The 13,693-nt window shown below is 28.9% G+C and carries 15 protein-coding genes; 3 read left to right on the forward strand and 12 right to left on the reverse strand.

The genetic code is table 11. From position 1 onward, the window contains the following. Window positions 1–32: 32 nt before the first annotated feature. The 10 genes from CLRAG_RS06145 to dapF form a co-directional block, all read right to left on the reverse strand. Window positions 33–767 carry a hypothetical protein gene (locus tag CLRAG_RS06145; RefSeq protein ID WP_065077582.1) on the reverse strand — a complete coding sequence of 245 codons (735 nt, stop codon included), beginning with the start codon at window positions 765–767 and terminating at the stop codon, window positions 33–35. Continuing rightward, window positions 764–1,117, reverse strand: coding sequence for a hypothetical protein (locus CLRAG_RS06150; RefSeq protein WP_242872095.1), 354 nt, complete (start codon window positions 1,115–1,117; stop codon window positions 764–766). Before CLRAG_RS06150 ends, CLRAG_RS06145 begins: the two co-directional genes overlap by 4 nt. A gap of 56 nt (window positions 1,118–1,173) precedes the next feature. After that, a complete protein-coding gene (locus CLRAG_RS06155; RefSeq protein WP_083985572.1) occupies window positions 1,174–1,671 on the reverse strand; it encodes a ComGF family competence protein in 498 nt (165 codons plus the stop codon). Continuing rightward, the gene (locus CLRAG_RS06160) at window positions 1,640–2,176 is read right to left on the reverse strand and encodes a type II secretion system protein (RefSeq protein WP_242872096.1); all 537 of its coding nucleotides are present in this window, start codon (window positions 2,174–2,176) and stop codon (window positions 1,640–1,642) included. Before CLRAG_RS06160 ends, CLRAG_RS06155 begins: the two co-directional genes overlap by 32 nt. Next, a complete protein-coding gene (locus CLRAG_RS06165) occupies window positions 2,128–2,580 on the reverse strand; it encodes a type II secretion system protein (RefSeq protein ID WP_065077584.1) in 453 nt (150 codons plus the stop codon). The genes CLRAG_RS06160 and CLRAG_RS06165 overlap by 49 nt, the downstream gene beginning before the upstream one ends. A 63-nt stretch (window positions 2,581–2,643) precedes the next feature. Then, entirely contained in the window at window positions 2,644–3,036 is a 393-nt protein-coding gene (locus CLRAG_RS06170) for a type II secretion system protein (protein ID WP_065077585.1), read from the reverse strand. A gap of 27 nt (window positions 3,037–3,063) precedes the next feature. Beyond that, window positions 3,064–4,086, reverse strand: coding sequence for a type II secretion system F family protein (locus tag CLRAG_RS06175; protein ID WP_083985575.1), 1,023 nt, complete (start codon window positions 4,084–4,086; stop codon window positions 3,064–3,066). 308 nt (window positions 4,087–4,394) lie between these two features. Further along, the gene (locus CLRAG_RS06180) at window positions 4,395–5,909 is read right to left on the reverse strand and encodes a GspE/PulE family protein (protein ID WP_065077586.1); all 1,515 of its coding nucleotides are present in this window, start codon (window positions 5,907–5,909) and stop codon (window positions 4,395–4,397) included. Window positions 5,910–6,282: 373 nt separating this feature from the next. After that, the gene (locus tag CLRAG_RS06185; RefSeq protein WP_065077587.1) at window positions 6,283–7,362 is read right to left on the reverse strand and encodes a hypothetical protein; all 1,080 of its coding nucleotides are present in this window, start codon (window positions 7,360–7,362) and stop codon (window positions 6,283–6,285) included. Continuing rightward, the gene (gene dapF, locus CLRAG_RS06190; RefSeq protein WP_065077588.1) at window positions 7,362–8,183 is read right to left on the reverse strand and encodes a diaminopimelate epimerase; all 822 of its coding nucleotides are present in this window, start codon (window positions 8,181–8,183) and stop codon (window positions 7,362–7,364) included. The genes CLRAG_RS06185 and dapF overlap by 1 nt, the downstream gene beginning before the upstream one ends. Before the next feature lie 153 nt (window positions 8,184–8,336). Between dapF and CLRAG_RS06195 the strand changes: the two genes are divergently transcribed. The 3 genes from CLRAG_RS06195 to uraA all read left to right on the forward strand — a co-directional run bounded on the left by CLRAG_RS06195 (window position 8,337) and on the right by uraA (window position 12,259). Continuing rightward, a complete protein-coding gene (locus CLRAG_RS06195) occupies window positions 8,337–10,073 on the forward strand; it encodes an Rqc2 family fibronectin-binding protein (RefSeq protein ID WP_065077589.1) in 1,737 nt (578 codons plus the stop codon). Window positions 10,074–10,383: 310 nt separating this feature from the next. Continuing rightward, complete coding sequence (pyrR, locus tag CLRAG_RS06200; protein WP_065077590.1) at window positions 10,384–10,917, forward strand: bifunctional pyr operon transcriptional regulator/uracil phosphoribosyltransferase PyrR; 534 nt, start codon at window positions 10,384–10,386, stop codon at window positions 10,915–10,917. 43 nt (window positions 10,918–10,960) lie between these two features. Continuing rightward, window positions 10,961–12,259, forward strand: coding sequence for a uracil permease (uraA, locus tag CLRAG_RS06205; RefSeq protein ID WP_065077591.1), 1,299 nt, complete (start codon window positions 10,961–10,963; stop codon window positions 12,257–12,259). A 44-nt stretch (window positions 12,260–12,303) separates the two neighbouring features. On the opposite strand, the gene CLRAG_RS06210 is transcribed toward uraA, so the two are convergent. After that, window positions 12,304–13,218 (reverse strand): RluA family pseudouridine synthase, encoded by a 915-nt coding sequence (locus CLRAG_RS06210; protein WP_065077592.1) that lies wholly within the window; start codon window positions 13,216–13,218, stop codon window positions 12,304–12,306. Next, window positions 13,208–13,663, reverse strand: a complete 456-nt coding sequence (gene lspA, locus CLRAG_RS06215) for a signal peptidase II (protein ID WP_065077593.1) — start codon at window positions 13,661–13,663, stop codon at window positions 13,208–13,210. Before lspA ends, CLRAG_RS06210 begins: the two co-directional genes overlap by 11 nt. Between the last annotated feature and the right edge of the window lie 30 nt (window positions 13,664–13,693).

A 13,693-nucleotide genomic window follows, 5' to 3' on the forward strand; every position in this document is an offset into this window, starting at 1 on the left:
TCATAACACCCTATGACAACAACTAAAATAAACTATCTTAAATCCCCTAAATCTCTACATTTATAACTTGTAGAAAGACTTTCTATTATAGCTTTGTAAATAAAATTCACAAAGATTATAGTAGCAAAATTAAAATCTGGCATTAAAATATTTAATTTAAATCTAAATTGTTCTAAATTTTCTAAAAAATTATCTTTATATATATCTTTATATACATTATTCAATATAATCTTATCTCTATAGCAAGCCATGAAATATGTAATATCATTCATATTTAAAATGAATATGTAATTTTCATCTTTTATCCTGTTTTTATACTTTGACCACATATAAAACTGAATTGGTACTATTTGTTTAATATCAGCACCACTGTCACTACACATCTTTGCTATATCCATGTTATGCCAATTCATACAAGAAACCATTACTTTTAAATTGTATTTATTAGATTGAACTATTTCATAGGAAAACATTATATTATGTAGATTTTTAAATTTATTTTTTAATTCATCTCTTATGACTTTGTAGAGGAGTTTACTTTTTAATTTAGGTAATTTCATAAAAGTTACATATATCTCTTCTCCGTGTACTAATATGAACAATCTCTTATTTTTCAGATCAATTCTTATGTTCTCAATTTTACTTACAGGAATAACATTCTCATCTATTTTATTTTTCTTCAATAAATTAAATATAGAATGCTTTTTCGCCATTCTTCTATATGTTATATTTTTATTATTAATTTCTAAAATAGCTTTTTCATTCACTTTTCTAAGCCACCTTTCTTAAAAGAATAATCTATGCAACTATACAGTATATCTTTATTTTTAACTTCATACTCATAAGTTTCTTCTTTATAAAATTCACCATTAAAAATATACTCCACTTTAAAGCAATCCATATTCTTGTCATAGAAAATATAACATTCTTCAAAATATATTTTAAAATTATCTAAAGAAGATATATATTGCTTTATTCCATTATCATCACAAGATGGATTTTTACTTATATACTCATTTAGCTCCGTAAAAAGGTATTCTCTGTATTTTTCAGTTACATCCACCTGAATAGACTTTTTATGGCTGTTTAAATTGTTTGATCTAATATGCATTTCCATGCTGTAGCATCCAAGAGAAATTAAAATACACATACATCCTATAAAAAGCACATATATCAATATAAATCCTTTTTTAACTTTTCTCTTTCCATAGCAAAACATCTTCTATACAAATTACCTTTCTTTGTATTTATAGATATGTAGAACACTTTTCCCTGTCTTTCCACATAAAAGTTCTCAACATCTTTTAACACATTATTTACAGTAAAAGAATCAGGACTACCATAAGAAATTATGATACTAGATTTTCTGTCCTTTTTTATATAATCATACCCTTTATCATCATATCTCCTTAAAATTATCATATTGTTTTTTATATCTATGTATTTTGCAGCTTTTATCTGATATTCAATTATTATAAAAGCTTCATTTACATAAAAATTTTCCCTACTATAATTTATTTCTTCTCTGTGTAGCCTCATATATTTTGATATAACAATTATTTGTGTGGTAGTTATTGCAGTTATCAAAGCTATGACCATAAGCATTTCTATAATTGTAAATCCTTTTTTTACATCTAATCTACTTTTTATAATTTCCTTTATAAAAATCACATTCCTCAACCTTTATATTTCCATACATTTTAGCATGGAGCTGTAAATTTACCTTTAGCACTTTTTCACCCGTTACCTTTAAAATTATGTAAGGCTCTTTTAAAGGTTTTTCATCTGAAAACAAAGTAGTTACATTTATGTTCTTAATATGTTGAAACTTTAAATTGCTGCAGTCTATATATGTTCTTTCCTTCATCCTTAAATTCAATAAACTATCATAGCTGCAGTTATACATAATACTATTTTTCAGATATTCCATAACTAAAGTACAATTATTCATTTCCTCGTTATATGTTTTTACTTTAAGTGCATCTACCTGAATAAACAGTGCAGTCATAAATAATACCGAGAAAATAGTTATACTGCACAACACTTCAATTAATGTGAATCCTCTTTTGACCAGTATCTTTTTCCTATGAGGTAATATGTTTACCACAAAGTTTTTTAATTCACAAATTAATACTTTATATCTACGTAAGCTGTTCCCACGCACATAGTAATGCAATGCATTTCTCCCTTCCTGTCTTTAAATTTTATACTGCAGGCATCCTCTGTAATTCCCATGTTATCTATTTTTATTCTGTTATCCTCCCTTACATGGTTTAATACAAATCCTTCTGGTAACTTTAACTTAAATATTTCGGCCAATTCTACATTAAAAGTTATTTCATTGTTTTTTGTATCAAAATAAATGTATCCTCCTTCTTCTTTCTTGTCCCTACAGTAGGTTTTAGATTTATTTATAAAATTTAAAATATTGTTATTAGTAAAATCGACATCTATCTTATTCTTAAGATTGCTAAAAGTACCTAAGTTAATCAGACTAAAACTTAAAAGTATTGAAAATATGCTGAGTACTAAGAGAATTTCTATAACAGTAAATCCCCTTTTTTTAATTTTATCAGCCATAAAATTATTCTCCTCATTCAACAATTTTTACAAGAACAATTAAATATTAAATTATGAATTTTCTCATTTAGGAAATACCTGCTTATCTCCATCTTTAACTTTATAAGAGCTTTCCTGAGCATTTATTTCTAAAGTATAATCTTTATCATCACTTTTATAGCTTATAGTTATAAATTGATCACTGTCCCCAGCTGAAACTTGCGGGTTTTCTGCAGAAGTAAGCTTTGATAAACATTCCTGCACATCAGCTGTATCAAATTTTCCATCACTATTTCCATAGCTAGCCATAGCAGCTGTTTCTAGCTGTTTAGCTGTATTTATGGCTTTAGCAGTTCTTACCTTACTTTGATATCCAGAAAATTTAGGAACCAAAAATCCTAAAAGAACTAATATTATAGCAACTACAAGCATAAGTTCTATAAGGGTAAAACCTTTTTCCTTTTTATGTACCTTCATAATTTATAACCCAGCTTTCTTTTTAATTTATAGGGTAGAATCCATTATAGTAAAAATAGGCATAAGTGCAGATATAATAAATATTCCAACAAATAAGGATAGAATGATTATTATCATTGGCTCTATAACTTTAGTTGATTTTTCAAAATATCTATCCAATTCACTGCCAAACAACTTTTCCAATTTAGCAAACATTAAATCCATTTTCCCTGTCTCTTCTCCTGTGGTAATCAAGGATATAAATAATTTATCATTTATTCTCGCCTTATTTAAGGCATCACTCATGTTTTCTCCTTGTTCTATGTATTTTATTGAGTTTTCTAATCTTTCAGCCATAACTTCACTTCCAATCAAATTTCTAATTATTTTTAAAGCCTTCAATATGTTAACTCCTGATTCACTAAGTACAGTCATAGCTGAACATATTTTAAAAATAAACATTTTATTATACATCTTGTTAAAATAAGGTATTCTAAACTTTATACTCTCTCTAATTTTTCTTCCCCTACTGCTTTTACTAAATTTACAGCTCAACAATAGAATTAAACTTATAATTATAGTCCCTTGCAAATAGTACAACTTTAAAAATTGGCATATGTACATTACCACTCTGGTCAAAGTTGGTATTTCACCTCCATTTGACTGTATAATATCTGTAAATTGTGGTATTATTTTAATCATCAAAAACATTACAATGAATATAGAAGTTATCAAAGTTACTACTGGATATATAAGGGAAGCTTTTATGGTGGAAATTATATTGTTTTTCTTTTCATAATATTCAGATAATTTTGCCAATACTTCATCTAGCTTTCCACTAATCTCGCCCACTCTTATCATTTCAATCATAAAATTAGGAAATATATTTTTAAACTTTGCCATACTACTGTGTATACTTTGCCCTTTAATTACATCTTCCTTTATAGATTTTAATGCTAATCTTAAGGAACTTTTATTACACTGAGTTTCTAAATTATCAAGTACTCTTGATATGTTTATTCCAGCCCCAAGCATAACACTCAATTGACTACATAGTACGCTTATATCCATTGGTCCTGGATTTTTTAAAAAAATTTTCTTATAACTTTCTAAAGAAATAGTCTGGTATATAAAATATTTCTTTTCCCTTAAAGTATATTTTAAGCTTGTAAATGCAGCTTCTTCACATTTGCCTTTAATTTTTTTACCTTTTGTATCAATTGCCCAGTATTTTATTATGTTCCATCACCTAACCTTAATATTGTAATCAAATAAACAGAGTTCTTAGCATCAGATGGAGTTTTAACTCCATCTGATGCTTAGAAATCGTTATCCAAGGACGTAGCCGCTCTTTACTACCAATTGAAGAAGTGGGAGTATTAGTGCGGGTAGTCATCGGATAAATTTAGCCTTAATAATTCTTCATAAGTTGTAATTCCTGATTTAATAAGCTCTATACATTTTTGTCTCAAGGAAATCGTATTTGATTTTTTTATACCATCCTTAAAATTAATTTTATCATTTTTTCTATACTGTCTTCTAATATCTTCACTGCTAACAATCTGGTATACTACTGTTCTTCCCTTATATCCTGTATGACCGCATTTAGAACACCCTTTTCCTTTATATAAATAACAATTAGAAGATAAATTTAGTTCTTTAACCTCTTGAAGTGAAGGTACATATCTGCTTTTACAATAAGTACATATTTTTCTAACCAGTCTCTGGCATATTACACCTACCAGAGCGTCTTCTATAAAATATTCTGGCACTCCCATATCTTGAAGCCTTATGACAGACTCAAGAGGATTATTAGTATGCAGTGTACTTAAAACCAAGTGTCCTGTTACTGCTGCCCTTATTGCTATATGAGCTGTTTCCTCATCTCTTATTTCACCTACCATTATTACATCTGGATCTTGCCTCAAAATACTTCTCAATCCTTCTGCAAAGTTAAACCCTATCTTGGTATTTACATTTACTTGATTTATACCTTCTAATGTATATTCCACAGGATCTTCTATGCTAATTATATTTTTTTCACACCTATTTATATTATTTAATAGGGAATATAATGTGGTGGATTTCCCAGAACCAGTTGGCCCCACAGCTAAAAGAATTCCATGATCACAACATAGCATTCTTTTTATCTTTTCTTCATCTTCTTTTGAAAATCCTAATGTAGCCATGTTTTTTATGTTTTCATCTCTATATAAAATTCTTAAAACTACTTTTTCGCCATATATAGTAGGAAGCGTAGATACCCTTAAATCATAGTTTAGATTTTGTTTAACATACTTTATCTTTCCATCTTGGGGTATCCTCTTTTCTGCTATATCAAGTTCTGACATTATCTTTATTCTAGTACACAAAAGAGGATAGATAGACTTTGGTATTTTAATATATTCCCTCATAATTCCATCTACCCTCATTCTTATGGTAACACTATTTTCAAATGGTTCTATATGCAAATCACTAGCTCTTTCATCTATAGCCTTGTCAATTATATAATTAGCTGCCTTTATAACTGGAGAACCTTGAAATTTATATTTATCTTGAAGTGGATTAGTAATTAATTCTGGAATACTCTCTTTTAACTTTATGTCCTTTAGTGCATGATCTAAATTTTGTTTGCAGTAGTACTTATTTATTAGCTTAAATATAACTTTCCTACTAGTCCTAAAAAATTTAAGTTCTTTTCCCAATATAAATTTTAGTTCCTCAATTAAAGTAAAACTTGGTACTTTATCTACGGCTATAAATAATTTATTTTCTTCCATTTTTAAAGCTATTAAACAATTATCCCTGGCTATTTCTTCAGGTATTTTTTTTATCACATCTATTTCCAGAGAAATGTCTTCTATATTTATATTCTTTAATTCTACAGGAAACATTTTATTTTCCTCTCTTCATTATTATTTACATATCTAAATTATAACCACCATTTTTGCTTTTAAACAATGCTGATAAAATATAATTAACTCAACTTTGGCAGTTTGAAAATAATGTGAAGCAAAGCTTCGCAAGTTACGAATTAATAATGAAAAATTAATAGTGAAGGATGATTTTTAGCTATCGCAAAAAATCTTTAAATTTATATAAATCAGCAATGTTTCGCTTTAGCGAAACAAGTGGTGAAAAGCTTAATCAAAGATTTTTTGTAGTGTAACGAAAAAAAATCCACATTAACTATTAATTCTTCATTCTTAACTATTAATTAAAAAAAATACTATAAAAACTACTTTAACTGTAATTTTCATAGTATCCTTATATTTCATTATTTTTATAAATTCTATACTTGCCAGAATGATCAGACATAACATTTATGGACTTTTCATCTGCATTATACATAAATACATCCACATTATCCTGCTGGTCTTCCTTTTCCATACCTGTAAAATACACATTACCATTTTCATCTTCAGCTATTCCTGAAGAAATACCAAAAGTTTGTGGAAAATCATAGGTAATCCTGTTTACTGTACCACTTTCTTCTTTAAACTCATAAAGTGCAGTGTTATTGTCCTTTTGATTTCCAATAAAAAATACACTTTTTCTCTTTTTATCTGATACTGAACTATATATTTCTGTAAATTCATCACTTAAAAGTGTAAACTGTTTACTTTCATTATTATAAAAATATAAATATAACTCATTGTAATTTCTCGATAAAAACAATATATCATTTCCTACTGGAATAAAATATATACAGTATCCTTTAATATCATTTAAATATATTTGCTCTCTGTCTGTATTAAAATCATATATATATGCTTTACTAGAATTTGCTTTTCCTTCCATGCTTCCATAATAAATTATTCTATGATCATCCAGCCACTCATATAAATCTCCAGAAACTAGAACCTTCGATTTAATATCTAAATATTTTTTATTTTTTATATCGTATACTTTCATTCCCTCAGCACTATATACCGAATTGTTTTTAAAAGTCCTAAAGGCAATCTTATCTCCTGTAGAATTTATTTTCATATTTCGTGCATTATAAAAATTTTTAACTTCATCCACAGAATCCTTAGTAATTATATCTATTTTATTTTTATTAGAACCTTTTTCCTTGTTTAAATAAATAAAAGTGGTTTTCTTTGTGTCATATAGCATTTCCTCTATATTATTTATATTGCTATTCGTTAAGTTTTGGGATAACTTATAATTACCCACATTAAATATCTTCGTATCAGTTTCTTTAGCTTCAACTGCTATAACATTAGAATAATGAATATTTGCTCCACTTTTACCTTTGTTTACATCTCTAAGTGTACAACTACTTAATATGAGAAATGTAAAAGACATGAAAACAAAAAAAATTATCATTCTAAAGTTTTTCATTAAATATCATATTCCCCTTTAAACGAAACCTCTGCAGGACCTGTCATAAAAACTTTATTGTCTTTCACTTCTATAAAAAGAATTCCTCCTGGAACCTGAGCTTTAACTTTTCCCTCTGTAAAGCCAAGCTTATTTGAAGCCACAGCACAGGCACAAGTTCCCGTACCACAGGCTAAAGTAGGACCTGCTCCTCTTTCCCAAGTTTTTATTTTAATTTCGTCCTTATTTAAAACTTCACAAAAGTTTACATTAGTTCCTTCAGGGAAAATAGAATATTTTTCAATAGCCTTTCCTTCTTTCACATCATACTTTTCAAGATCACCAAATATAACTGTATGAGGTACTCCCATAAACATTGAAGTAATACTATAAGTTTTTTCATTAATTTTTAATTCCTTTTTTACAACTTCATCACAGGAGTTTACTGGAATTTTTTTTGGATCAAAAGAAGGTGTTCCCATATCAATAGTGACTTCATTCACTTTACCATTTTCTACATTCAAAAATGCTTCCTTTATACCATCCCCCGTTTCTATCTTTATAGGAGACTCTTTTACTAAATTTTCTTCCCATACATATTTTGCAAAACATCTTATTCCGTTTCCACACATAGATGCATAAGAACCATCTGAGTTTATTATTACCATTTTAATCTGCGCAATTTCACTCTGGCGAACTATCAATATTCCATCTCCGCCTATTCCAAAATGTCTATTACAAAGCTTTAATCCAAGTTCTTTTTCTTTTCCTAAAAATCTATTCTCTCTGTCATCTATTACTACAAAATCATTTCCAGTACCTTGCATTTTAGTAAACTTCATGTTAAAATTTCACCCTTCCATAAAGATGCTGTATATTTCAAATTAAGTTTACTACTGTAATAATCTTTTATCAATAAAATTTTTACAACTTTATTTTAAAAATTCTAGATGATATAATTTATTAAATACATAACTTACGAGAGGATGAACAATATGGCTTTAGACGGTATTTTCATACACAGCATTTTAAAAGAATTGAAAGAAAAAATACTAGGGGGAAAAGTTGAAAAAATAAATCAACCTGAAAAGGATGAAATAGTATTAAGCATTAAAAATGGAAGGAAAAATTATAAGCTTTTATTAAGTGCAAGTCCAGTATATCCTAAAATGCATATTACAGTTAAAAGCAAACAGAATCCACTTCAGCCGCCTATGTTTTGCATGGTTTTGAGAAAGCACCTAAGCCCATCAAAATTAGTTGACATAAGACAATTGGATACAGATAGAATTGTTTTTTTAGATTTTGAAAGCTCAGATGAACTGGGCTTTAACAGTATATATACATTAGTAATAGAAATAATGGGAAGACATAGTAATATAACTTTAGTGCGAAAAAGAGATAACTTGATCATGGATAGCATAAAACATATAACACCTGAAATAAACACCGTGAGATCCCTATTTCCCGGGATAAAGTACGTATTTCCACCAACTTCAAATAAACTAAATCCCATTTTCTTTACAAAAGAAGATTTTAAAAAGTTTTTAACAACTACCTCAACAAAAATTGATAAAAGCTTTTTTTCAAAAGTGTTTACTGGCATAAGCAGTTCTTTTTCAAAGGAATTGTTCTACAAATTAAATAGTGAAAAAGATTTTTTAGGAAATAACAATTTAGACTTTCTATACGACTTTTGCAGGAAAATCTCTGATGAATTACTAAATGGGGATTTTTACTTTGCATCCTATATGGAAAATGAAAAAATAAAAGATTTCTACTGTTATAAATTAACCTATTTAGACAAATGCAAAGAAAAATACTATACTACACCTTCCCAGTTAGTAGAAGAATTTTACTATGAAAAGGACAAATGTGATAGATTAAGTAACAAAAGTTCTGACCTTTCTAAACTCATAAATATAAACTTAGAAAGATGCACCAAGAAAATAAAAATTCTAGCAGATAACATTGAGGAAGCTAAAAATAAAGATACTTTTAGAATATATGGTGAACTCTTAACTTCACAAATCTACAATATAAAAAAGGGTGACAGTCATATAGAAATTCAAAATTACTATAGTGAAAAAATGGAGTCTTTAGATATAAAACTTGATAAAAATAAAACTCCTTCTGAAAATATACAACGCTATTTTAAGAAATACAATAAATTAAAGAAAACAGAACAAGCTGCAAATGAACAGTTAAAAATAGCAAAAGACGAAATGGAGTATTTGACTTCTGTAATGACCAACATAAAAAATTGTGAAAACTACGATGATATTGAGGAAATAAAAAAGGAACTTATGGAAAGCGGGTATATAAAATTTAAAAAATCAAATACTAAAAAGAAGAGTAGGGACTCCAAACCAATGAAGTTTATATCCAGTGATGGAATAGAAATATATGTAGGTAAAAATAATCTTCAAAATGATTATCTTACCCTTAAATTTGGAGACAAGAGAGATATATGGCTTCATACTAAAGAAATTCCTGGGTCTCACGTAATAATAAAAAATTTTGGCAAAGTTCCAGATAAAACTTTGGAAGAAGCTGCAAATCTTGCAGCATACTACAGTAAAGCTAAAAATTCCTCCAAAGTAGCCGTAGATTACACAGAAATTAAAAATGTTCACAAACCAAATGGTGCCAAACCGGGAATGGTAATATATTATACTAATCAAACCATTTATACAGACCCCACAAAACCAGATATAAAACAGCTTCAGTAAAAATTTTCAAGTAGGTTTTTTTAAATAATCTTTTAAGACAAAATAGACCATATTTATTCTGTAAAACCAATGTAATGCCAAAAAAACTTGCAATATTAAAGAAACTATCTTATAATAAGTTGTGAATTTAATATCTTTTAAAATGATCCAGTGAGGTCAATAAAGTATTTTTATATCCGTATGACTATTATGTCCTTCACTACGTGAAGGACATTTTTTATAATACTTATACTATAAATAAAATTGAAATAAGCACAATTATAATTGTAAATTGTAAATTGTAAATTAAAAAAGAAGGGAGGGACATGTGTTGAAATTAAAAGCACTTATTTTAGATGAAAAGGCTATGAATAGAACTTTAAAAAGAATATCCCACGAAATATTAGAAAAGAATAGAGGAACAGAGGATATAATACTTGTAGGAATAAAAAGAAGGGGATACCCCTTAGCAAAAAGGATAGCCGAGAACATTTATAAAATTGAAGGAATAAAGTTAAAAGTAGAGGATGTAGATATTGGCCTCTATAGAGATGATTTAACCAGCCTTGCAGGACAACCTGTACTAAAAGGATCTAATCTAATAGATGTGGAAAACAAAAAAATTATATTAGTAGATGATGTTATCTACACAGGCAGAACTGCAAGAGCAGCAATCGATGCTATTATTCATTTTGGAAGGCCAAAATTAATTCAGCTGGCAGTTTTAGTTGATCGAGGACATAGGGAACTTCCTATTAGGGCCGATTATGTAGGTAAAAACATTCCTACCTCTAGAAATGAAATGATATCCGTTGAAATTGCAGAAATAGACAAAAATGATTCAGTAAAAATATATGAATTATAAACTTTTAAAATAGTCCTTGAGAGACTAGAAAAGGAGCACATAAATGAAAAATATTGTTGATGTAGAAGAAAAATTACCCATAGGAGTTACCATACCTCTTAGTTTTCAGCATTTATTTGCAATGGTAGGTTCAACTATCCTTGTTCCAATTTTAACAGGAATGAGTCCATCCATAGCATTATTTTGCAGTGGTATTGGAACCCTTATTTATATCTTATGTACCAAGGCCAAGCTTCCAGCTTACTTAGGTTCTTCTTTTGCTTTTATAAGTCCAATTCTTATAGCATCTAAAAGCTATGGGCCAGCATCTATGCTTTCTGGTGTAATAGCAGCAGGTTGTGTATATTTAATTGTAGCTGGCATAATAAAGCTTTGCGGTGTAAACTGGCTTAACAGAGCCCTTCCACCTGTAGTTGTTGGTTCCATAGTAATAGTAATAGGCCTAGGTCTTGCAGCTACAGCTATAAACTGGGCAGGATTCAACCCTACTTATACAACTGATCAGATGCAAAGTATACCAAGATGGGCATGGATGACAGTGTCTGCAATTACAGTTGCCGTAGCTGTTATTGGAACCATGTATTTTAAAGGATTTCTAGGAATAATACCTATACTAATAGCCATAATAGTTGGATATATATCTGCTTTAATTTTAGGTGTAGTACCAAAACAAGCGCTAGATACTATTGTAAGTACCAAACTTTTTAAATTGCCTCCATTTATGTTTCCTAAATTCAATATAAATGCTGTTATGCTTATGGCCCCTATTTCTTTTGTAACCTTAGCAGAACATATAGGTCACATTTACGTAACAAACAATGTAGTAGGAAGAGATTTTACCAAAAATCCAGGACTTCATAGATCTATATTAGGAGATGGATTAGCCACTATATTTGCAGGTTTTGCAGGTGGACCTCCAACTACAACTTATGGAGAAAATATAGGAGTTATGGCTATAACAAAAGTTTACAGTGTATGGGTTATAGGCGGTGCTGGAGTAATAGCTATACTGCTTTCATTTATAGGACCTGTAGCTGCTGTAATTGAAAATATGCCTATGCCTGTAATAGGTGGTGTAAGCATAGTGTTATTTGGAATAATAGCTTCTTCAGGTTTTAGAATATTTGTAGAGGATAAAATAGATTTTAGTAAAAATAGAAATTTAATATTGACATCTGTCATAATAGTAATAGGAATTGGCGGCGCTTCCATAAACTTTTCTGTAGGTGGATCACCAGTTCAAATATCCGGTGTAGCTCTTGCAACTATTGTTGGAATAATACTTAATTTAATATTACCAGAAGAAAGTGCTTCTGAGAAATCAAATAAAGAAGCTGTTTAAAAATTAGTCTAAAAAAGCAGTCTAAAATTATATAGACTGCTTTTTTAATTCATATTATCTAAAACTTTTATCACTTTTTTAAAATAATCTGGTATTTCCGTTTCAAATTCTATATACTTTCCTGTAGCTGGATGAATAAAGCCAAGCTTTTCAGCATGGAGGAGCTGACCACCTAGTTTAAACCTCTGTTTTTTATAACCATATACTGGATCTCCTACAAGAGGGTGCCCTATATATGCCATGTGTACTCTTATCTGATGTGTTCTTCCTGTTTCAAGTATGCATTTTATCAAAGTATTATTTTTAAATCTTTTAATAACCTTATAATGGGTAATGGCCCTTTTTCCATTCACACAAACTGCCATTTTTATTTTATCTTTAGGATGTCTTGCAATAGGCTCATCTACAGTTCCCTCATCTAACTTTACGACTCCCTCTACTAAGGCTATGTATTCTCTAGTCATAGAATGATCCTTAAGCTGTTTCGCTAATTTATTATGAGAATTATCATTTTTAGCTACTACAAGTATTCCTGAAGTGTCTTTGTCTATTCTATGTACTATACCCGGTCTTGTCACTCCATTTATACCAGATAAATCATGGCAGTGATTTAAAAGAGCATTTACTAAAGTACCTTCATATACTCCTGGTGCAGGATGTACTATCATTCCTTGAGGCTTATTTACTACAATAACATCCTTATCTTCATATAATATATCAAGAGGTATATCTTCTGACTGTATATTTAAATTCACAGGGTCAGGTATAGTAATTTCTATATTATCCCCTGCTTTAATCTTATAATTGGATTTTTTTGCTTTTCCATTTACTTCTACCAACTTATCTTCTATTACATTTTGAATATATGATCTTGATTTATCTTGGAAGCATTTAGACAGAAATACATCAAGTCTCATATTTTCTTCTTCACTACAAACCAAAAATTTTTTACTTTCCATACTTTTCTTCCTTTAATAAATAGAATGCCAAAAGTGCAGTTCCTACTACCACCATCATATCTGCTATATTGAATACAGGAAAAGAATAAATGTCTTTATAATGGACAGAAATAAAGTCAACTACATATTTATACACTATTCTATCCATCAAATTTCCCAAAGCTCCACTTATTATAAGTGAAAAACTTATTCTTATAAGCTTTGAATTAGGTTTATATTTTATAATATAAAATATCATTCCTCCAACTACAACTATTGTAATTATAGTTAAAAAGTAAAGCTTACCCTGTAAAATTCCAAAAGCAGCTCCTTTATTTTGCAAATACAGTAATGAAAACAAATCTTTTATTACTATTACCTGAGAAACTTTAGATAAAACTTCAATGGCCCATATTTTCGTAACCCTATCTATTAAAATTCCAAGTAATATTATAAATATTTCCACTATTTTCCTCCCAAAACGCAATGCGTAAAA

Source organism: Clostridium ragsdalei P11 (assembly GCF_001675165.1).
GTDB lineage: Bacteria > Bacillota > Clostridia > Clostridiales > Clostridiaceae > Clostridium_B > Clostridium_B ragsdalei.